General features: G+C 34.2%; 22 protein-coding genes, 1 tRNA gene and 1 pseudogene. 17 read left to right on the top strand and 7 right to left on the bottom strand.

Going from position 1 to position 20255, the window contains the following annotated elements:
• Positions 1 to 250: pseudogene (locus V7024_RS10755) on the bottom strand (hypothetical protein); the annotation flags it as partial.
• Positions 251 to 408: 158 nt separating this feature from the next.
• On the opposite strand from V7024_RS10755, the gene V7024_RS10750 reads away from it, so the two are divergent.
• The 3 genes from V7024_RS10750 to V7024_RS10740 are packed head-to-tail and all read left to right on the top strand — an operon-like array spanning position 409 to position 1222.
• Complete coding sequence (locus V7024_RS10750) at positions 409 to 591, top strand: hypothetical protein (RefSeq protein WP_000988922.1); 183 nt, start codon at positions 409 to 411, stop codon at positions 589 to 591.
• Positions 591 to 794, top strand: coding sequence for an excisionase family DNA-binding protein (locus tag V7024_RS10745; protein ID WP_000442411.1), 204 nt, complete (start codon positions 591 to 593; stop codon positions 792 to 794). Before V7024_RS10750 ends, V7024_RS10745 begins: the two co-directional genes overlap by 1 nt.
• 14 nt (positions 795 to 808) lie before the next feature.
• Positions 809 to 1222 (top strand): hypothetical protein, encoded by a 414-nt coding sequence (locus tag V7024_RS10740; RefSeq protein ID WP_154652056.1) that lies wholly within the window; start codon positions 809 to 811, stop codon positions 1220 to 1222.
• Between the two features lie 206 nt (positions 1223 to 1428).
• Here the strand turns inward: V7024_RS10740 and V7024_RS10735 are convergent, their stop codons facing one another.
• Positions 1429 to 1641 carry a helix-turn-helix domain-containing protein gene (locus tag V7024_RS10735; RefSeq protein WP_335519417.1) on the bottom strand — a complete coding sequence of 71 codons (213 nt, stop codon included), beginning with the start codon at positions 1639 to 1641 and terminating at the stop codon, positions 1429 to 1431.
• Positions 1642 to 1818: 177 nt separating this feature from the next.
• Between V7024_RS10735 and V7024_RS10730 the strand changes: the two genes are divergently transcribed.
• The 5 genes from V7024_RS10730 (at position 1819) to V7024_RS10710 (ending at position 5514) form a co-directional block, all read left to right on the top strand.
• Positions 1819 to 2424: a CHC2 zinc finger domain-containing protein gene (locus V7024_RS10730; protein ID WP_335519414.1), complete on the top strand. Its 606-nt coding sequence runs from the start codon at positions 1819 to 1821 to the stop codon at positions 2422 to 2424.
• Positions 2425 to 4017: a YfjI family protein gene (locus V7024_RS10725; RefSeq protein ID WP_335519411.1), complete on the top strand. Its 1593-nt coding sequence runs from the start codon at positions 2425 to 2427 to the stop codon at positions 4015 to 4017. It begins immediately after the preceding gene.
• Between the two features lie 247 nt (positions 4018 to 4264).
• The gene (locus V7024_RS10720; RefSeq protein ID WP_335519407.1) at positions 4265 to 4555 is read left to right on the top strand and encodes a hypothetical protein; all 291 of its coding nucleotides are present in this window, start codon (positions 4265 to 4267) and stop codon (positions 4553 to 4555) included.
• A 34-nt stretch (positions 4556 to 4589) separates the two neighbouring features.
• Complete coding sequence (locus tag V7024_RS10715) at positions 4590 to 5060, top strand: hypothetical protein (RefSeq protein WP_335519404.1); 471 nt, start codon at positions 4590 to 4592, stop codon at positions 5058 to 5060.
• 106 nt (positions 5061 to 5166) lie between these two features.
• Entirely contained in the window at positions 5167 to 5514 is a 348-nt protein-coding gene (locus V7024_RS10710) for a hypothetical protein (protein ID WP_335519401.1), read from the top strand.
• 723 nt (positions 5515 to 6237) lie between these two features.
• Here V7024_RS10710 and V7024_RS10705 read toward each other — a convergent pair.
• The 3 genes from V7024_RS10705 to V7024_RS10695 all read right to left on the bottom strand — a co-directional run bounded on the left by V7024_RS10705 (position 6238) and on the right by V7024_RS10695 (position 10093).
• A complete protein-coding gene (locus V7024_RS10705) occupies positions 6238 to 7698 on the bottom strand; it encodes a transposase (RefSeq protein ID WP_335519398.1) in 1461 nt (486 codons plus the stop codon).
• 723 nt (positions 7699 to 8421) lie between these two features.
• Positions 8422 to 8769 (bottom strand): hypothetical protein, encoded by a 348-nt coding sequence (locus V7024_RS10700; RefSeq protein ID WP_335519395.1) that lies wholly within the window; start codon positions 8767 to 8769, stop codon positions 8422 to 8424.
• Positions 8770 to 10020: 1251 nt separating this feature from the next.
• A tRNA-Val gene (locus tag V7024_RS10695) sits at positions 10021 to 10093 on the bottom strand.
• Between the two features lie 233 nt (positions 10094 to 10326).
• On the opposite strand from V7024_RS10695, the gene V7024_RS10690 reads away from it, so the two are divergent.
• From V7024_RS10690 to V7024_RS10650, 9 genes are all read left to right on the top strand, one after another.
• A complete protein-coding gene (locus tag V7024_RS10690; protein WP_335519392.1) occupies positions 10327 to 10869 on the top strand; it encodes a hypothetical protein in 543 nt (180 codons plus the stop codon).
• Positions 10870 to 11045: 176 nt separating this feature from the next.
• A complete protein-coding gene (locus V7024_RS10685; protein WP_335519389.1) occupies positions 11046 to 11273 on the top strand; it encodes a hypothetical protein in 228 nt (75 codons plus the stop codon).
• A gap of 148 nt (positions 11274 to 11421) precedes the next feature.
• On the top strand, positions 11422 to 12657 hold the full coding sequence (locus tag V7024_RS10680) for a D-alanyl-D-alanine carboxypeptidase family protein (RefSeq protein WP_335519386.1): 1236 nt from the start codon (positions 11422 to 11424) through the stop codon (positions 12655 to 12657).
• Between the two features lie 150 nt (positions 12658 to 12807).
• Positions 12808 to 13383 (top strand): signal peptidase I SipW, encoded by a 576-nt coding sequence (gene sipW, locus V7024_RS10675; protein ID WP_098915664.1) that lies wholly within the window; start codon positions 12808 to 12810, stop codon positions 13381 to 13383.
• Between the two features lie 64 nt (positions 13384 to 13447).
• Positions 13448 to 14035, top strand: coding sequence for a CalY family protein (locus tag V7024_RS10670; RefSeq protein ID WP_335519381.1), 588 nt, complete (start codon positions 13448 to 13450; stop codon positions 14033 to 14035).
• Between the two features lie 107 nt (positions 14036 to 14142).
• Positions 14143 to 14886 (top strand): DUF4047 domain-containing protein, encoded by a 744-nt coding sequence (locus V7024_RS10665; RefSeq protein ID WP_335519377.1) that lies wholly within the window; start codon positions 14143 to 14145, stop codon positions 14884 to 14886.
• 192 nt (positions 14887 to 15078) lie between these two features.
• Entirely contained in the window at positions 15079 to 15735 is a 657-nt protein-coding gene (locus tag V7024_RS10660; protein ID WP_335519374.1) for an LPXTG cell wall anchor domain-containing protein, read from the top strand.
• Between the two features lie 291 nt (positions 15736 to 16026).
• Positions 16027 to 16620 carry a biofilm matrix protein CalY gene (gene calY, locus V7024_RS10655; protein ID WP_335519371.1) on the top strand — a complete coding sequence of 198 codons (594 nt, stop codon included), beginning with the start codon at positions 16027 to 16029 and terminating at the stop codon, positions 16618 to 16620.
• Positions 16621 to 17089: 469 nt separating this feature from the next.
• Positions 17090 to 19477 (top strand): immune inhibitor A domain-containing protein, encoded by a 2388-nt coding sequence (locus V7024_RS10650; protein WP_335519368.1) that lies wholly within the window; start codon positions 17090 to 17092, stop codon positions 19475 to 19477.
• A 158-nt stretch (positions 19478 to 19635) separates the two neighbouring features.
• On the opposite strand, the gene V7024_RS10645 is transcribed toward V7024_RS10650, so the two are convergent.
• Together V7024_RS10645 and V7024_RS10640 are read right to left on the bottom strand one after the other, a co-directional pair.
• Complete coding sequence (locus V7024_RS10645; RefSeq protein ID WP_335519365.1) at positions 19636 to 19959, bottom strand: helix-turn-helix domain-containing protein; 324 nt, start codon at positions 19957 to 19959, stop codon at positions 19636 to 19638.
• A gap of 84 nt (positions 19960 to 20043) precedes the next feature.
• Entirely contained in the window at positions 20044 to 20175 is a 132-nt protein-coding gene (locus V7024_RS10640; protein ID WP_154713316.1) for a DNA-binding anti-repressor SinI, read from the bottom strand.
• Positions 20176 to 20255 lie beyond the last annotated feature (80 nt).

The following is a 20255-nucleotide window of genomic DNA, read 5'->3' as shown; positions in this document are numbered from 1 at the left end:
TATCCATATTTGTTTGTTTTATTTTATTTGTATATGTCGGTTCCATATCGATTTCAGTTATTATACCTTGTAATTCTCTTGATAATCCTTGATTTTCACGCCAATCTTCATAGTAATCTTTCCATAATTCGTATTGATCAATACATTCGTCTACAACCATTTCATCATTCTTAATATTGCTTCCGTCAATAAAGCTTATAGCATCGTATACTAATCTGAATTTCTTATCTAAATTATAAATATCAAACATAGTCTTCCCCCTAAGAAAATCAATTTGTTACGAAATGATATTTTTTTATTTATTTTTGTTACGAAATAAAGGGTATTTTTCTTTGTATTTAGTAACAATTTTATTTTACAATGTAATCATTAACATCACAACCACTATTTAACAGGAGGGAGATAGAAATGATGACTAATAGGAATCAAGATATAAAAAGTATGAAAGGGAAGATTCCAAATTGGGTAATCGCTGAAAAATTAGGAGTGCATGAGAATACTATAATTCGTTGGTTAAGAAGCGATTTGTCTATAGAACGTAAACAAAGAATTATTACGGTAATAAAAGAAATTAAGAAGGAGAAGGTTTAATGGAACGATCTACTCTTACAGCAAAAGAAGCAGCTACATATTTAGGCATATCTTTAGATTTAGTCTATAAAGAAAGTATCTATGGCTCGTTACCGTGTGTTCGTATTGGTAGGAGAAAGCTATTTAGGAAAGAAACACTTGATCGCTGGATGACAAAGAAAGAATTACAGTGTTTAGAAGGCGGACAAGCTACAAATCTATGAAAGGGAGAATGAAAATGACAGATCAATTAACAGTAGTAAATGAACAAGAAACATTATTGAGTTTAAAAGTGGCGGAAATGACGAGAAAGGAAGGCGATCTGAATATGGATAATAGTAAAACTACATTAACAGAGCGAGAGAATAAAATATTATCACTCATTGGCCAAGGAAAGGAAAACGCAATTACTGTTAAAGAGATTATTTCCGTGATTGGTGGAAGTGATGAAGAGATTAGGACTATTGTAAGAAGATTAATAGAAAAACATGGCTATCTAATAGGTTCAAGTAATCATATTGGAAGAAGTGGATATTATCATCCAAAGACAAATGAAGAGAAAGAAGAAGCTGTGAGTAAATTGGAGAAAAGAGCAGCTGAAATATTAAAGCGTGCTAAGATCATGCGTAATTTACCACTGTTTAATAAATAATCATGAAAAGTGTGATAGAAATAAAAAAATCCATACGAAAGGGCCAACTTTCATATGGACAACAAAAAAATATTCAAATCAAATTGATTCTATCACAATTTATTCATAAATAGCACAGAAGGATAGCTAAAAAAGCATGCATAAAATACGGAATATTATGTGAATAGTGGCGGTTAACTCATGAAATTGAGCATAACCGCTATTTTTTAACCATTATTTTCGCTTGGGATATATTCAATGAGATCAGACGGCTGGCAATTAAAGTATGCACATAGCTTATCGATGATAGATAAGGATACATACTCGTTTTTGTTTAATTTAGCCATAGTAGATGAAGAAAAACCAAGTTCATTCCTTAAAACTGTTTTGTTGGTGTTTTTATCAATCATCAATTTAAGTAGTGGTTTGTAACTAATCATAATGACTAATCCTTTCTAAAAGTAATCTTTATGAGTAAATTATAAAATAAAATGTTTGATAAAGTAAATAAAATAATTGACAAATAAAATATAACGGTAGTATCATTTGTTTAGAAAATCAAACTTTTTGTTTTCGAATAAAAACAAAAAGTTCTTGAAGATGAAGGTGTGATATGAATGATATCCATTGAACAGATAAAAGAAAATATCTCCATCGTTGAAGCTTTAGAGCAATACACTCATGTAAAAGTAACAAACCCTAATCGTAGAAGTATCAGTGTAAGATGTCCGTTTCATTCTGATGGTAGTCCATCGATGGCAATCTATCCAAATACAAATACATTCAAATGTTTTACGGGCTGTAATGATGGACGTGTAGGTGATGTGATAGACGTTGTCCGTTTAGCGAATAGTGTTAATGCCAAAGAGGCAATCACTACTCTTGCAAAGGATTTCGGCTTACAGAATCCAACGGCAGAAGAGAACCGGAAGTTGGATCAGAAGAGAAAGCAAAAAAAGGAAAATACATTAGCTGCTGTGGCGCTAAATAAAAAGGTTATCGAACAAATCAACAATCTAAATGATCTCGCTAAGGCAATTCAAATGCAAATGAAGGCTATAAAAACGATGGAGGAGTTAGAACAATTAGGAGAAATGTATCACCTTTTACCTCAAATAGAGTATTGGTTAGATTGCTTAGTGGATGATAGCGAATATGTGAAGATAACAGCTTTAGACGAAGTAAACCGCTTATTTAAGGGATTAGAGGGAAGTGAATCATAAATGAATTTAAAAGCAATTGAAGTAGTGAGAAAGAGCCTTGGTGCTGAAAAGATAAATAGTATTTTAGGAACCAATCTTGCAGAGATAACATCGGATGAGATTACGTCAGCAAACTCACAACAAAATAATGACCCAACAAGAGTGTGGGGAGAGATTATTCCCTTTGATGAATATGAAGTACCTCTATTTCCAATTGAAGTGTTTCCAACATGGCTAAGGGACTATATAGAAGGTGTGGCAGAGCAGACACAAACACCTATTGATATGGCTTGTATGATGGTGCTATCCGTTTTATCAGTTGCTTTGGCTAAAAAGTTTAGTATCGAACCAAGTAAAGGTTGGTATGAATCGTTAAATACATATTTGATTACATTCATGCCACCAAGTAATCGAAAGTCGAGTGTGTTTAAGGCATTCACGTTTCCGATGCTGGAACATGAAAATGAAGAGAATACCAAAAGACGAATTGCAATAGAACAAAGTAGACATGAAAAGGATGTATTAGAGCGGCTTATAGAGGATTTAAAGAAAGACTTGGTTAAAGCTAAACAAAAACAATCGGAAGAAGATGCAGCTGCCATACAGGGTGAATTAAATGCAAAGATTGAAGAAATGGAAAAGGCGGAGTTTGTTCATCCTATACGTTACTTTACGGACGATGTTACACCAGAACAGCTTATAACACTTCTGCTAAATAACGCTGGCCGTATGGCAGTGTTATCAGCAGAAGGCGGATTCTTTGATTTAATCAAGGGCAGATATTCAAGTAATACCAACATAGATGTATATCTGAAAGGATTTAGTCAAGATCAGATAACGGTAGATCGCAGAGGAAGAACGGAAAAGGTAGACGATCCACATTTAACAGTGGGGCTGTTTGCACAATTAGATGTTATTAAGCGTTTACCGGAGTATTTCTATAATCGTGGTTTAATGGCCCGCTTTTTATATGCAGTCCCTAAAAGTTTTATAGGGTATCGAAAAATAGAAACAGCAGAGATAAGAGAAGAGGTACAACTACTCTATAGCAAGCAGATTAAGAGGTTATTAAATTTACAGCATGAAAATGTTGTTTTGGTATTAAGCGATGAGGCGCAAACGCTTTTTAATAAGTATCGCATTCATATGGAAACTCTCATGAGAGAGGGGAATGAGTTGTCTTATGGCCACTTTCAATCCTGGGCAGGTAAGTTAGTTGGACAAGTAGCAAGAATCATTGCACTTATTCATATAGCACATCATGCACATTGTGAAAGGATTCCGACTGAAATCAGTAAAGAGACTGTTCGCAGTACATTACACGCTTCTAAATACTTTATAGATCATATGATGGCCACATTCGGTTTGTTAAGTGAAGGCAATACGGATGATGATGCTAAGTTTGTGCTCAAACATATTTTGAAGAATGATCGTGAGCAAATCCCTTATAGAGATATTCAACAAGCCACAAAGAAGAGAGTTAAATCGGATAGGTTGAAAGTTATTTTAAATGAGTTAGAAGAACGAAACTACATTCAAAAAATTAAAGAGGGTAAAAAAGAAACAATAGTTGTTAGCCCTTATTTAGGAAGAGAAAAAATTATACTATCTTAGAAATATTCCCCCAGTTCCCCCGAAAGGTCATGAACCATAGAGCAGCAAGGGATTACGGTGGGAAATAGTAAAATCCCGCTTTTCCCCAGTTCCCCACTTAGCAAGAAAAAGGGGATTAAACTGGGGAAACGGGAACAAGTGGGATTTGGGATGGGAACACTTCTATCCTTACAGCCACAAGGGATACAGCTTATTGGGGTAACTGGGGGAACTTTTTATGTAAATAGAAATAAAGGAGACGATAAACATGCCAATTGCTCCTGCATCGAATCAAGATGAAACAAAGAAAAGAGATGAAAAAGCAAAGGCAGCAGGTTACATGGTAGCACTGAGCGGAACACTCTACACATTAACCTTAAGTAAGACAAGCTGCGTGTATATCGATTATATAAACGGTTTCTGGGCAGCTTGGAGGGAATCGCACTGGAATACTGATAAACAACCTTCAAGCGTAAAAATAATCGCCAAGGCAGCCACATTTGACTATGTATTAATGAAAACAAAAGGCTACTTAGATTTTATAAAAAGGAAGAAATAAAATGTTAACAGTTTTTTAGTAAGGAGGGAATTTAATGCTTATTGATAAAAAAATAAAAATGTTGAAATCTTTAGCTGTTGATTTAACTGAAAAGAGAGTAAACAATCCTTATAACTTATTAATTAAGTTAGGTCGTATATTAGATGGATTTCCTACAGAATTTGCAAGAACCAATCCAGAGTTGGTGTTAATGGTCATAAATAAAGTTGACGAGTTGATGCTGTTTAAATGTATAGAGGAGTTTTTTACATTATTTCCGCCCATAAAGAACTATGTAGAGGATGGAACTTGGACATATAAAAATACATTAGAGCATGTTGCAAAGAATCATGGAGAGTACTTTGGAAAAGATGTATTTAAAGAATTTCTAATGAATAGATGCTATGAAAATAAATTTATTTTTAATGTAGGATTGGCTTTTATGGTAGCTATTTCTACGATTAAAAGGAGAGAGACGGGAATAGATATGTTCACAGAGTTTTTTACTTATCACTCTAATAATTAGGCACGCAGCTATTTCTAAAACAGTATTTGAGAATTAAGTAAATTAGTATACAGCTTGGAGCAGGAGCATAATCTTTTACAGCTGTAGAATAACGGAGGGAATAGGAATGACAAACGTAGTATCTTTAAGTAAAGTGGTTGATGTAATTAATGAGGAAAAACTATCTATGAAAGATGAACTTACATACGCTACAACAATGTATGAAGCAGGTATGAAGGATATATTAGCGCAGGTTGCAGAGCAGATTTTTAACAGAGAAAAATTCGACGAGTCTAAGCCTACATTAGAATATGAAAGTACATTAAAAGAGATCATGAACAGTACCAAATTAAATGTTAATGAACTTGATGATGCGATAAATTATTATTGTGCTTTATCTTCACATGACTACTTTATTCATGGATTTATACAAGGGTATTTTTATTTAAAACGATATGTGGAACATAATAATTAATATGAGCAAAGAAAGACGTGGGTTTTCCACGTCTTTTTAAATTAAGATGATTTTAAATAAATCTTATACTGGGTTAAACATATAATGTACACTTCAGGTATTTTCTGATTAGTATACTCTAATGATATATTAGTCTAAAGCATTCGACTATTAGCTACGCGCTCTGCGTTCAGTGACATTCTAACGATACATATTGGATCTAAGACAATAATGTAGGGTTAACGTGTCTTTTTTGTTCCAACAATTCTAACGATACATATTAGATCTAAAACTTCAAGCAATTCACTCATACAATCACCGCCTATGAGCATTCTAACGATACATATTAGATCTAAAACGTATGAACACATATTTAATTAATTCTATTGTTGAAAATTCTAACGATACATATTAGATCTAAAACCCCATATTTAGTTGTTGAAAAAACATTGATATATAAGGGTTCTTTTTGTATCTGTTTTCAAAAAGTGCAGTGAACCTGCAATCGTGTTTATAAAAACTTAAAAAAAATTCTTTAATCCCTTGGGATTCTTGCTTTTAGGGCATGTATCTTGAATTTTAGGTTTGCTGCATTTTTATTTAAAAATGATATGTATCGCCCTTGTGCGGTAACACAACACACAAGCTTAACACCTTGGTGAGTGATTACTTTGCGTATCCTCACCCTAAGGACGGAGAATCGCCCCAGCGTCATTGGAAATCAATGATATTATTGACTCAAGGTCACGCTATTTCATTATTTCTTTTATAATATTCGCTTTCTTCTTTCCTTGTAATATAATTTGTGCTCTTTGCAATATTACGAGCTGCATTATAATCGGCATTTTCTTCAAAACCACAGGATTTACAAAGAAAAGTAGCTTGCTTTTCCCTTTGTCCTTCTTCATGGTGACCGCATTCACTACATGTTTGAGAAGTATGAAAGGGATCTACATATTTGATTAAGATTCCTGCTCTTTCTGCCTTATATTCAATGAATTGTTGTAATTGATAATATGACCAATTACGTAATAATGCTTTCTTTTGCGTTTCTTTTAAAGTTAGCAATTCTAAATTAATTTGTTCAACGCCATATTGAATAGCTAAGCCAATGATTTTTTTGCTAATAAAGTGATTGTAGGTTGTGATATAGTTTTTTTCTTTGTCTTTAAATTGGTTTGAAGCTTTCAATTTCTTTTTTCTTCCTCGTCCTCCTTTTGATGATTGGAGAGCACGTTTTAAAGTTTGTTCTTGGTGTTGTATACTGGTACGAACTTTTAAAAAATCCTCCATTTTACCAATAGATTTTCGAATATAAGGAACATCATTTAATGCAAAATAAGCAGGTATTTTAAGACCTAAGTCAATTCCAGCAATGCGACCGGGAACATTCTTATGTTCTTTCTTATCTGGTATTTTTAATGATAAATTCAAGATGAGCTTATTTTGTTGATTGAAATTCATTGAACTATCACATATTTTATAATCACCAGCAAGTATATATTCTAATGTTTTATATAGTTCGGTTTTATTTTGCTTCTTTATTCCTAAAACACATTTGAAGTTGATTCCTTTTATCCATTTTATAAAGAATTCATTATGCTCCTTGTATAAACCGATGGATCTGCCTCTTACATATAAAGGATTGTTCTTTTTATAAGTTCTTAATGAGCGTTCTCCAGATAAAACTTTTGCTATATCGTTTTTGAAATCTTGGTTTACAATCATTGTAAGTCGATCTTTCGTGTCTGAATGTAAATTGAACTGAGACGAAACGATATCCCGTAGATGTGTTTGTTCAACTTGGCCAATTATATTGTTATATTCTTGGAATAAATCTTTACTTCTACTTTTACGTAAAATACTTATCTTTTCTTTTGTTTTTTCGAAAGCATTTCTTGTTTTAATTAAACGTTCTTTTAAGAGTTGTTTCTTTTTATGACTCTCTTCAATGCGTTCCTTTTCTTCAATCTCTTTTAGTGCAGTAAATAACTTTTCTTGTAAGTTTATAGCGTCATTTAATTTCTGTTGATATGCTTCATCAGCTAATAAGATCTTTTGCCTTGCAATAGAATTAAAGTACAAATGATTCATGGAGATATTTAAAGCTTTATTTTGTTCTCTCATTTCTTTACGGATAAAGTTGTAAGCTTCTGTTGGATTATCTGAGACTATAGAAAGTCTAATTTTACGAGATGTAATCATTTTTTTTAACCTCCCTTCTTGGTAAAGTCTTTTCCAATAGAGAAGTTTTATAAACGTCATATTTGAAAAATATATTCAACATACAGATACAGAATAGCAGAAGAGGCAAATCAGATATTAACTTATTTACCAAACAAACAAAATCAGCTTAACTGCCGCTACATTAAGGCATATAAAAAATACATTAGAATCTACAAACGAACATATCTAATTGAAAATTAAGTAAGTAATGTTTTACACATTCCAAAAGTGGGAAACGTTGAATATACTGTTCTTATGATTGTCGTATCTTTATATAATATAACTGGTGAACATTTTACTCAGTCGCTAAGTTACTTTTTTAAATAGTTTGCTGTTTTTTTTTCGAAAATAGAAATGAATAATTTCATATACTGCAAATAAAGTAATGAGTGAAATACCAAGTGAAAATAGCGGTGAAATTATAGGTGAAGTATTTTTTCACTTACCGAGTGAAATCTTTCTATTCTACTTTTTATTTGTTGAGATTAGCGTAAAATCAACGTCTTTTCTTACAAATCATACAAAACACAAAACTTCACTACTCTTTTCACTATGGTCTACACCTGTACTTTCACTTTATGAACCTGGTGTCATTTTAACGGACACCAAACCTAAACAAAGGGGGTCGTGAAACGCGACTCCCTTCTTTTACTCAAAAATGAGTAATACTTTAACTGATGGAAAAAAATGTCGGAAATAAAATTAATCAATTTGTGCCAGATCCTCTTTATGTAATAATTCACGAGAAAATATAACCCATCTTCCAGCAGGTAACTTAAAGATAGAATTATCACATTCTATCATATACTCTATTGCAGATTGACCTTCTTTTAGATCATCTACTGAAATTTTACCCATTTCTAATAAAGTATCAATTATAGATTCCGTATCTTGATTATCAATGTAAAGATATTTAAAAATCTCTTCATTGTTCTCAAATAACAACATTGATTCCCAATCTTCAAATTGAAGTCTATATTCAAAATGTCCCCAAACTTCAGCAATATCATCTTCTGTAAAACCTAAATCTTTAATATCAAAATCTAACATTCACATCATCCCCCTTAATTTAACTACATAACAACCATACCATTATTCTTATGTATAAAAAAATAGTACCGTTATAGCAAAACTACGCCCAACTTCAAAACGATCTTCATAGTATGAAGGTATACCCTATTAAGTGTTTTTTAGCGTATACCCAACGCATACGTGCACATACAGAACACATACAAAATACCGATAAACGCATACAGAACGCATACTTTTAGTCATAAAGTGATATCATTTAGGGTCTTAAGAAACCCAATAGGCACAGCATATTTCACCACTTTTTCCGCAAAGTGGTATCCGGTTTCCTTATGCTCTTTTTAGTGAAGTTACCTTGTAGATCATATCGCTATTAGGTATCCGTTAAACAGATACCTGGTATGTCGCATTTCACGACATAGGACTTTCTCATAAAGTTAGGAAAAAGATTCACCATAACATTTTCACGTTTGATAATTTTGTCATTCGTGGAGATGAGGATAAGGAATGATAAGGTAAATACGTTTACTATGTTTTTAGTATGTGTTATGGATCTGATTGGAGTACTTTTGCGGAGTACTGTTACACTACTTCATTGGAATATGGAACGTTTACGGAGCGTTTTACAGCGGTAATATTACCATTGTAACGCTCCTATTGTTGCCATTGAGCGTTACTTTTGCAAAACAAACTCAAATACTACTTTGTTTTAGTGCACACAATATGCACCCTTTTTATGTAGTGCTAATTGTAGTACTGCACCTTTTTTAATGTTGTACTGCAAAACAAACTTAACTCAACCTTAAGTCGTTTTTGGCGTGAGTTACAAAACAAACAAACGAACACAACGAATGAAAACAGACAGCTGTGAACAAAACAAACGAACTCAATCCCCCTTCCTTTGATTTCTATTCATTAACACCTATGTACCGATGCCCAGCTTCGCGCACAGAAAATTCCCTAAATAAATTTTTGATATCATACCAAGCAGTACTGCTATCTGTAGATATTTCGACAATCTAAAAAAAGGAATGTTTTTGAGATTCTACTTATACGAGAGATAATAGAAAATTTAATATACCATTTTTTTCATAACAAGAGATTACCGAATGGTGAATCGTCTTATTTTATTTATGAGGTATCACATATCAAAATGTAGAATTAGAGAAAATGAAATTTTCTGCCCCATTTCTGCCCCAAAAGTACTGTTTTATCCATTTCAACAAACTGTTATACATAAGAAAACCCCTTGAATATCAAGGGGTTTCAGTATGATCCCGACTGGGTTCGAACCAGCGACCTCCACCCTGTCAAGGTGGCGCTCTCCCTGCTGAGCTACGGGATCATGATAAATGGTGATGGATAAACATCTTTGTTATTTTATGGTTTCTATTATAAATGAAATGATGGGAACTCTACAAGACTTTTTATTTGAAAATTTCAAATAAAAACCAGAAGGGTGTTGCTTTTCATTTTACCTCATTATATGTGTTCTACATGATAAGCTAGGAAAAGGTATATTCTAGCAAATATGATATGATGGAAATCAATAGGATATGGATGTATAGGGGGATCATGATGTTGAAAAAGGGGATTGTGTTCATTGTTGGAGGTCTTGTTTTAGTGGGAGTTATATTTGGTGGTTACCAGTTGTTTTATAAAACGGATCAACAAGAAAGTAAAGCTGAGAAGGCTGAACAAGTAAAAGAAGAGGATCTATCAAAGAATGTTCCGCACAAAATAACAGCGATACATAGTGATTTAAATAATATAACAGGCTGGGAGAAGTATGAAAAATATGAAGATGTGAATAGTCCGTCATGGGAAGATTCTAAAAGTTCTTTTGAGTTAATTGCTGTTACGTTGAAGGAGGCTGCTTCTTTGTCTGAGGCTGGATTGAAAGAAGATTTGGAACGAGCTGAGAAGTTGCATGATATCGCAGTGAAACATCATGATACTGAGGCTTTAAGATATGCTCATCGTATTGTTCACGACCTTGATATTAAAATAAATGGAATAGACGTGAAGGATGTTAAGGTTTTTAATAGTGCAAGGGCTGGAGCTGGAAATGGTAGTGAAGTTCCTGGTTACGATGAATATATTAAACAGCACAGCAAATAAATACGATATTGATACATAAGTCACTCTTTTTTTCTCTTAAAAAGAAAGAATTTTTTAATATAAATAGTAGTTTTTAGGGCATATGAAGAGTTCATTTTTTACCATTTTATTAATATATTATACAAAGGAATTATTAATATATTTATAAGAATATATATATGAATGAAGGGGTGTAAATGGCAAGAAGGATTTATAAAATGTATGTGCCGAGATTTAGAACGATTTCTGTTAATGGAGCAGTTTTAGATGTAGATGTGTCTCAAGAAGAATTTGCTAATGAGTTTTTGAAGTGGGTAGAGTCAAAGGATTGGTCATTTATCGGGGTAACTGAGGAGATAACGGAAGAGGAAGCGAAAAAAAGATTTATGGATCTTTTAAGTGATGAGGAAGATAAGGAGGAGTGATTCCTCCTTTTTTTATTCATTGTTTTTCTGTCTTTTTTTGTAAAATTATGATATACTGAAAAACGGTGAATAAAAGGTAGTGTCGTATTCCTTTTGATTTTTATAATAGAAAACGTATATATATAGAGTTAAGAAAAGGGAGAAGTGTATGTTTAATTGTAAGAAAATTTCGGCTCTTATTATTGCGAGTTTGTTATTTTTACTTGCGCCTGTTAAGTTGTATGCCGAGAATGTACCAGCGCCGGAAGTGTTCGGGCAGTTTGCGGTAACAATTGATGCGAAAACAGGTGATGTTTTGTATGACAAGAATGCGCATCAGCATGCTTTTCCAGCTAGTATAACGAAAGTGTTAACAAGTATTTTGTTGATGGAGAATGTGCAGCCTGGAGAGCAAATTGCTTTTTCTCAAAAAGCTCTTGAACAGGAGAAAAGTAATTATCAAATTGAATTTCAACAAGGTGAAACGATAGATCGTGATACGGCGCTTATGATCTTGATGGTGCTGAGTGCAAATGATGTAGCGTACGCGATTGCGGAGCATGTGGCAGGAAGTCCGGAAAATTTTGCGAAGATGATGAATGAGAAGGCAGTGCAGTTAGGTGCAAAGGATAGTCATTTTGTTACGCCAAATGGGCTTCATGATCCAAATCATTATACAACAGCGTATGATATGGCCATGATTACAAGAGGTGCGATGAAGCATCCGGAAATTATGACGGCAATGAATACGAAGCGAACAAATGTTACAACGTCAAGACAAAGTGCTTCTATTTTTAATAAAGGACAATATTTTGAAAATCCAAATTGTATTGGCGGGAAAACTGGTTTTACAAATGAGGCGCATAATACACTTGTACAAATGAATGAAAAAGATGGGAATCGTATTGTGAATGTCGTAATGGCTTCACAAAAACCAGAAATTTATGAAGATATGAGAAAGCTTGCTGATTATGCATTTCCACAGTTTGCAAAACAGCAAGTGTTAGATAAGAACAATTGGACAAAGCAAATGCTTTACTTGAATAAATCAGTAGATGGTGAGTTGGAGCGAAGCGTTGATCTTGTATTAAAGCAAGGTGAGGCTAAAAATGTCCAAGCTGTTTTTAAAGAAAAGCATGTTGATGAGGCGAATTTATATCAAACAGGTCTTCGCCGCGGTGATGTGGTTGGGACTGTAGATCTGAAAAAAAATGATCAAACGATAGAAAGTATTAATGTTCTTTCGAAAGAAAATGTTGTGTTTGAGAAGCCGAAAGAGAATAGTATAACAAAATCTACTTTTTCGTATGAGATAATGGCTGGTATTGGTGCGGCTATTCTTATTGTCTTTAGTATTGGGGTATTTCTTTGGAATCGTAAAAGACAGAAGATGTTGTCGCGATGAAAATAGGCAAATTCATTTTGCCTATTTTTTATTGTATTTTTTGAATATTCGTTATAATATAGTTGTGAGTTCTTTAAAAAGAACGTCGAATATGAATGTTTTTTGCGATTTGCTTATATAAAGACGAAATAAAAGAAAGGAAGGAAACAGATGAAGTTAGTATGGAAAGTGATTAGTAATATCATTTCTTTTGTTTTGTTTACGATTATGGTTGTTTTAGCGTTTGTTGTTATTTCGTCAAAGGCGAGTGGCAGTGATCCAACGGTGATGGGATACCAATTCAAGGCGGTATTATCAGGGTCGATGGAACCTACGTTTTTAACAGGATCTGTTATTGCAATTGAACCGACAAAAGATGGTTCAAAGTATAAAAAAGGCGATGTTATTACGTTTAAAGAGAAAGATAACAAGATTGTGACTCACCGCATTATTGATGTGAAAAATATAAATGGAAAAGTGGCCTATGAAACAAAAGGGGACAATAATAATGGACCTGATTTAAACCCGGTTCTTGCTGAAAATGTAATTGGGAAATATGCGGATATTACTGTTCCGTATGTTGGTTATTTATTAAGTTATGCAAATTCGAAAGCCGGGGCAGCATTGTTATTAATTATTCCAGGTGTTTTATTGTTAGGATATTCTGCGGTTACTATTTTTGGAGCAATACGTAACATTGATTCTGAAAAGAAAAGTAAGTCTTCCGATGCAGGGCAATCAGTATAAAGTGGTTATACTCTTCAGTTATTGAAGGTTAACAAATATATGTAGAGCTTAGGGGGAAATTGGAATGACATTAAAAAAGAAGTTAGGAATGGGCGTAGCGTCAGCAGTACTTGGAGCAGCACTAGTTGGCGGAGGAACATTTGCGTACTTTAGTGACAAAGAAGTGTCAAATAATACGTTTGCAGCAGGTACGCTTGATTTAGTAGCAAATCCAACGACAATTGTTAATGTAGACAATCTTAAACCTGGTGATACAAATAAACGTGATTTTAAATTAGAGAATAAAGGTTCTTTAGATATTAAAAAAGTACTACTGCAAACAGATTATAGTGTAGTAGATATAAAGGGAGACAATAAAGAAGATTTTGGTAAACATATTAAAGTTACTTTCTTGAGAAATATTGATAAACATGAAACAATCGTAAAAGAAACAACGTTAGATAAATTAAAGAAAGACACGCTTACAGCTGTAGATAATGATCTTATTGCTTGGTTCTGGGATGAGAAAGGTATTTCTGCAGGGAATTCTGATAAATTCACTGTGAAATTTGAATTTGTTGATAATGGTAAGAATCAAAACGAATTCCAAGGCGATAAACTTCAATTGAAGTGGACGTTTGATGCGCAGCAAACTGCTGGTGAAGAAAGATAAAGTTTAAGGAATTCACAAGACTATCTTTATTAGATGGTCTTGTTCTTTATATAGAATGTTATAATTCTTTATAAGGAATGTAAATTCATCTAATGGCAGGTGTGTATATGAAAAAATCAACAAAGAAAGTAAGGAATATACTTATATTACCATGTGTTTGTTCTATAGCTTTTTATATGGGATCTCAAGTTGTGACACATACGGAAGCCTCTTATGTGAATCAACAAAAAGTAGAGGCAACATTATCAACTGCGATAGTTTTTCCAAAAACAATTGAAAAGTTAACAGGGGAAGCAAAACAACATAAAGAAGCGATTTTTAATCATTTCAATGCGATCAATCATGCAGGAAAGGGAACTGCTGCAGAATTAGAAGGTAAGCTCGTTGCGTGGAAGCAGCACCGCGAAGCAATCAAGACGGAAATCGCAGCGCTGCAAGCTAACTTTACGGAGATCGAATCCTATTATAAAACAGCGGTAGAAGATGTAAAGAAAAATAAAGAGAGTTCTGCACAAGAAGTATTAAAATATGTACAAACTGGTTTTAATGAAGTGCAAAGTATTCGCAGTGAAGTTGAGAAACAAGCAGTTTTACAAAAAGTAGATGAACGTATTGGGGCATTAGAAAAACAAATAAATGAAGAGAAAAAGAAACAAGCAAACAGTGTTCAAATCATATCACCTGTACAACCTTCAAATTCTTCTCAGCAAACAGAGCAGCCTCCAAAACAAGAAGAGAAAAAGCAGGAGAATCATTCAAATGAAGAGCAGTTGAAACAAAAACAATCAGTTACCCCACCAGCACAGCCTGAGGAAAAGAAAGAAGAATCAGCTGTGGAAACAAAGCAGTAACACATACTCGTAAGGAAAGGCTAAATAATAGATTTCACGAGAATGTAGATACGACTGAAAATATCTTCCAAGATGAAAACAGAATTTAAATGTACATTTCATACATCATAAGATACAGGCAAAGATAGCGTTTTTAATCGAAAAGGCGAGTCGCCTTGCCTTTTCTTATTTCATATTTTATGAGGGATGATTATGAAACGGAAAAAGCTGTGGTATATCGTGATCGTATATTGTATAGTTGCATTCATCATTGGAATTACAACAAGTATGGAAAAAGTGCTCGCTAAGGAGCGTAAGGAAATTGATTTAAGTTTAACACCAAAAGAGATGCTATTTGATGTAACGAAGGATATGAAGCCTGGGGACTGGGCGAAGCGGAGCATTCGTGTGAATAATGAAGGGGCATCGGAATTTTTATATACGATGTCTGCTGAGTTTACAGAAGGCTCGAAAAAGCTATATGATGGATTAACATTAGAGGTAATGGATCAGCAAGAACATGTTCTTTATAAAGGGAGTTTAAGTGGTTTTACAAAGCTAACAGGACGTACATTATCTGCAGGGCAGAGTGAACAGTTACAATATATTGTGCGCTTTCCTGAGGAACTAGGAAATGAGTATCAAGGATTAGAAACACAAGTTAAGTTTGTATTTTATGCTGAAGAAGACGGTAGTCATATTGGAGAACCGAAAGATTCTAATGGCAGTACGAATGGAAATGATTCAGCATCTCATATAAAACTATTACCGCGTACAGGTGCTGATTATATGTATTATTCCATCTTAATCGGAATTGGAATGATGATGATGGGATTCTTTGTATACGGAAAACGAATGAAGCGAAAATAAAGGAAAGTATTATATATGTATAAAAAAAGAGAAATTGTAAGGAAAGTGACGAAAAAGACAGAAAAGTGAATTAAAACGTTAAAAAAACAGAAAATACAGAACTTTTTGAGGTTTTATTTTTACGCTTCATGTTCTTTATAATGAACGTAAGGGACTTAGTAAAGAACATACATAGAGCTATTTGGGTAGCAGACGTGCAACGGTTATGTCGAAACGAAGCAATTATTTTATTAGTTACATCTCTTATCTACATAAGAGCTAACAATAAAAAGAAAATTGGGGGAATTTAGAATGGGTCTTAAGAAAAAGTTAGGCATGGGAGTAGCATCAGCAGCATTAGGGTTATCTTTAATCGGTGGAGGAACGTTTGCATACTTTAGCGATAAAGAAGTATCCAACAATACATTTGCGGCAGGTACGTTAGATCTTGCGCTTAATCCAAAAACTATCGTTGATATCGACAACTTAAAACCAGGCGATTCCGTTAAAAAAGAATTTTTATTACAAAATAAAGGTTCATTAGCAATTAAAGATGTAAAGCTAGCGACTAAATATGCAGTAATCGATAGCAAAGGCGATAATAATGGTGAAGATTTTGGTAAGCACATTAAAGTGAAGTTTATCTGGAACTGGGATAAACAAAGCGAGCCAGTTTATGAAACAACGTTAGCTGACCTGCAAAAAGCAGATCCAGATGTAGTTGCAAAAGATGTATTTGCTCCTGAATGGGCTGAAGAAGGCGGCTTAAAAGCTGGTACAGAGGATTACCTATGGGTGCAATTTGTTTTCGAAGATAATGGACAAGACCAAAATATCTTCCAAGGCGATAAATTGAATTTAGAATGGACTTTCAATGCTTCACAAACTGATGGTGAAGAGAAGTAAGCAATATAATGAAAGCGGAGGATTTCCTCCGCTTTTTATAATACAAATAAAAAGAGCACCTTCATAGAAAGTACCCTTTCCGCATCATTTTTGTTTCTGTTTCCACTTATTAAAATCTAAAAATTCACGAAATTCCTCTTTTAAACATAAAATATTGGTTAGCTCTGTGATAATTGATTTCCATGTCTCAAAACGTTAAATACTTCCGCACTGCTCATACTCATATCTAAAGCTTATTACAATAAATCAATCCATTCTAAAACAAGTACTTCTTTGTTATCCGTTTGTACAAATGACGCCCCTTATTTTATCAATACTTTCTAAAAATTATTTAATTTATATATATAATCATATAGAAAAAACGTAATTTTTCAAAAATATTACAAATTGAGACGGTATATTGCAAAATAATAGAATTTTCTTTATTATCGAAATATTGGTACGTATTTTAATTTGGGGAGGAATAGGGATGAAGAAAAAGCCTTTTAAAGTGCTGTCTACGCTTGCGGCGACAGCTGTACTTAGTTGCACATTTGGGTTTGGTAGTCAATCTGTTTATGCGGCAACACCGTCTAATGTAGGAGCTTTAAGTCCAATCGACGATCATTTAATTCCAGACGATCGTTTAGCAGACGCGCTCAAGAAACGCGGTGTAATTAGTGAATCTGCGTCGAAAGAAGACACATTAAAAGCTGTTGAAAAATACGTAGAGAAGAAAAAAGGCGAACATGCTGGAAAAGAACCAGCAGCGGGAGATAGTGTTACGCAAGAAGCGTCTGACTTTTTGAAAAAAGTGAAAGATGCAAAAGCGGATGCGAAAGAAAAAGCAGATCAACCTGCTGGAGGGCCAGCAGCTGGGCAAGCTCCGGTTAAAGGGGGATTAAACGGAAAAGTACCAACAAGTTCAGCGAAGCAAAAAGGATATAATGGTGATGTTCGTAAAGATAAAGTACTTGTATTACTAGTAGAATATGCTGATTTTAAACATAACAATATTGATCAAGAACCGGGTTATATGTATTCAAACGATTTTAATCAAGAACATTATCAAAACATGTTATTTGGTGATGAGCCATTTACACTCTTTGATGGTTCAAAAATTCCAACATTTAAACACTATTATGAAGAGCAATCTGGTGGTAGTTATTCGGTCGATGGAACAGTAACAAAGTGGTTAACAGTTCCAGGTAAAGCAGCGGATTACGGTGCAGATGCTGGCGATGGCGGTCATGATAATAAAGGACCAAAAGGACCACGCGATCTTGTAAAAGATGCATTAAAAGCAGCTGTAGATAGCGGTATTGATTTATCTGAATTTGATCAATTTGATCAATACGATATCAATCAAGACGGAAATAAAAATCAGCCAGATGGTCTTATTGATCATTTAATGATTCTTCACGCTGGAGTTGGGCAAGAAGCAGGCGGTGGTAAATTAGGTGATGACGCAATTTGGTCACATCGCTGGAATCTTGGAAAACCATATCCAATTGATGGCACAAAGGCAAAGGTTGATAACTGGGGCGGTAAAATGGCTGCATACGATTATACAGTTGAGCCAGAGGACGGAGCAGTCGGCGTATTTGCACATGAATATGGTCATGATTTAGGTCTTCCAGATGAATATGATACAAAGTATTCTGGTGCAGGTGAGCCAATTCAATCTTGGTCTATTATGAGTGGCGGCAGCTGGGCAGGTAACATTGCGGGGACAACACCAACAAGTTTCTCACCGCAAAATAAAGAGTTTTTCCAAAAAACAATTGGTGGGGACTGGGCAAATATTGCTGAAGTCGATTATGATAAGTTAAATAAAGGTATTGGTTATGCAACGTTCTTAGATCAAAGTGTTACGAAATCAGCTCGTCCTGGTCTGATTCGCGTTAACTTACCAGATAAAGATGTAAAAGGTATTCAGTCTGCATTTGGTAAGAAATATTACTATAGTACAAAAGGCGATGATCTTCATACAACATTAGAAACGCCAGTGTTTGATTTAACAAACGCGACAAATACGAAGTTTGATTACAAATCATTGTATGAAATTGAAACAGGTTATGACTTCCTTGAAGTACATGCAGTGACAGAAGATGGTAAGAAAACGTTAGTGGATCGAATTGGTGAAAAGAATGTGAAAAATGGTATGGACACAACAGATGGTAAATGGGTAGATAAGTCATATGACTTAAGCCAATTTAAAGGTCAAAAAGTAAAACTAGTATTCGAATACATTACAGATGGTGGTTTAGCACCAAACGGCTTTACTCTTGATAACGCAATATTAACTGTTGATGGAAATGTTGTGTTCTCTGATGATGCAGAAGGCGAAGCGAAATTGAAATTAAACGGTTTCGTTGTATCAGATGGTTTTGATAAGAAAAAGCATAACTACTATTTAGAGTGGAGAAACTACGCTGGTGCAGATGAAGCATTAAAACATGGTCGTGGTCCAGTGTACAATACAGGTCTTGTTGTATGGTATGCAGACACTAGTTACACAGATAACTGGGTTGGTGTTCACCCTGGGGATGGATTCTTAGGTGTTGTTGATTCTCATCCAGAGGCAATTGTGGGAACGTTAAATGGCAAACCATCTGTTGCAAATAGCACACGATATCAAATTGCAGATGCTGCGTTCTCCTTTAACCAAACGCCAGCGTGGAAAGTTGTATCTCCATCACGCGGAACATTTGATTACAAAGGGTTACCAGGTGTAGAAAAGTTTGATGATTCTAAAACGTATATGAACAATTTAATCCCAGATGCAGGACGTAAAGTACCGAAGCTTGGATTGAAATTTGAAGTAGTTGGACAAGCAGATGATAATTCTGCAGGTGCAGTTCGTTTATATCGTTAATAATGGAAAAGCTGTTGAAGGGGATTCCTTTCAACAGCTTTTTTTTGTGTCTGAACATCTTTTTTATCTGTCCACACTGATAAAAAAGATGTTGGTTTTTCAATTTGCATTTATATATAAATAAAAAGAGCACCTTCATTGAAAGCACTCTTCCCGCATCATTTTTGTTGTTGTTTCCACTTATTAAACTCTAAAAATTCACGAAATTGCTCTTTTGAAACACCGGAATGCATGGCCTCTTTAACGAGTTTGATCCAATCAGAGTCCATTGTATGTTCCTCAGTTGGTTCATCATGAAGAAGTACATCAACAGGAACGTGCAGAACGTTAGAAATCTTTTCGAGAAATTGGATCGAAGGATTTTTTTGTAAGTTTCGTTCAATGGAACTAATATATGACTTTGCAACGCCTGCTTTTTCGGCAAGTTCTGTCAAGGAGATGCCTCTTTGTAGACGCAGTCGTTTTATACGTTCTCCAATCATATTAGCGCACCTTTCTTACTGTATGTATTCGACTTAAGATGTAATTTATTATAACACATTTTTCTCTAAAAAGAACAATGTCGGTTAGTTCTGTGAGGGTTGATTTCCGTGTTTCAAAAAGTTAGATACCTCTGTACTGGTCATATTCATATCTAAAGCTTCTAATAATAAATCAATCCATTCTGAATCAAGTATTTCTTTGTTATCCGTTTGCACAAATGACGCCTCCCTAATAATTGCGATTATAAAAGCTAGAAAACTAATTCATTAACACTATTATAATATGGAAAAAAATC

The sequence above is a fragment of the Bacillus sp. JJ864 genome (genome assembly GCF_036963045.1).
GTDB classification, from domain to species: Bacteria; Bacillota; Bacilli; order Bacillales; family Bacillaceae_G; genus Bacillus_A; species Bacillus_A pseudomycoides_C.
The sequence above is the reverse complement of the archived record's forward strand: the minus strand, read 5'-3'. Positions and strand labels throughout refer to the sequence as shown.

Bases quoted from the DNA above. Each gene is read 5' to 3' on its own strand.
- V7024_RS10750 (WP_000988922.1), top strand. From the start codon at position 409: ATGATGACTAATAGGAATCAAGATATAAAAAGTATGAAAGGGAAGATT.
- V7024_RS10745 (WP_000442411.1), top strand. From the start codon at position 591: ATGGAACGATCTACTCTTACAGCAAAAGAAGCAGCTACATATTTAGGC.
- V7024_RS10740 (WP_154652056.1), top strand. From the start codon at position 809: ATGACAGATCAATTAACAGTAGTAAATGAACAAGAAACATTATTGAGT.
- V7024_RS10735 (WP_335519417.1), bottom strand. From the start codon at position 1,641: ATGATTAGTTACAAACCACTACTTAAATTGATGATTGATAAAAACACC.
- V7024_RS10730 (WP_335519414.1), top strand. From the start codon at position 1,819: ATGATATCCATTGAACAGATAAAAGAAAATATCTCCATCGTTGAAGCT.
- V7024_RS10725 (WP_335519411.1), top strand. From the start codon at position 2,425: ATGAATTTAAAAGCAATTGAAGTAGTGAGAAAGAGCCTTGGTGCTGAA.
- V7024_RS10720 (WP_335519407.1), top strand. From the start codon at position 4,265: ATGCCAATTGCTCCTGCATCGAATCAAGATGAAACAAAGAAAAGAGAT.
- V7024_RS10715 (WP_335519404.1), top strand. From the start codon at position 4,590: ATGCTTATTGATAAAAAAATAAAAATGTTGAAATCTTTAGCTGTTGAT.
- V7024_RS10710 (WP_335519401.1), top strand. From the start codon at position 5,167: ATGACAAACGTAGTATCTTTAAGTAAAGTGGTTGATGTAATTAATGAG.
- V7024_RS10705 (WP_335519398.1), bottom strand. From the start codon at position 7,698: ATGATTACATCTCGTAAAATTAGACTTTCTATAGTCTCAGATAATCCA.
- V7024_RS10700 (WP_335519395.1), bottom strand. From the start codon at position 8,769: ATGTTAGATTTTGATATTAAAGATTTAGGTTTTACAGAAGATGATATT.
- V7024_RS10690 (WP_335519392.1), top strand. From the start codon at position 10,327: ATGTTGAAAAAGGGGATTGTGTTCATTGTTGGAGGTCTTGTTTTAGTG.
- V7024_RS10685 (WP_335519389.1), top strand. From the start codon at position 11,046: ATGGCAAGAAGGATTTATAAAATGTATGTGCCGAGATTTAGAACGATT.
- V7024_RS10680 (WP_335519386.1), top strand. From the start codon at position 11,422: ATGTTTAATTGTAAGAAAATTTCGGCTCTTATTATTGCGAGTTTGTTA.
- sipW (WP_098915664.1), top strand. From the start codon at position 12,808: ATGAAGTTAGTATGGAAAGTGATTAGTAATATCATTTCTTTTGTTTTG.
- V7024_RS10670 (WP_335519381.1), top strand. From the start codon at position 13,448: ATGACATTAAAAAAGAAGTTAGGAATGGGCGTAGCGTCAGCAGTACTT.
- V7024_RS10665 (WP_335519377.1), top strand. From the start codon at position 14,143: ATGAAAAAATCAACAAAGAAAGTAAGGAATATACTTATATTACCATGT.
- V7024_RS10660 (WP_335519374.1), top strand. From the start codon at position 15,079: ATGAAACGGAAAAAGCTGTGGTATATCGTGATCGTATATTGTATAGTT.
- calY (WP_335519371.1), top strand. From the start codon at position 16,027: ATGGGTCTTAAGAAAAAGTTAGGCATGGGAGTAGCATCAGCAGCATTA.
- V7024_RS10650 (WP_335519368.1), top strand. From the start codon at position 17,090: ATGAAGAAAAAGCCTTTTAAAGTGCTGTCTACGCTTGCGGCGACAGCT.
- V7024_RS10645 (WP_335519365.1), bottom strand. From the start codon at position 19,959: ATGATTGGAGAACGTATAAAACGACTGCGTCTACAAAGAGGCATCTCC.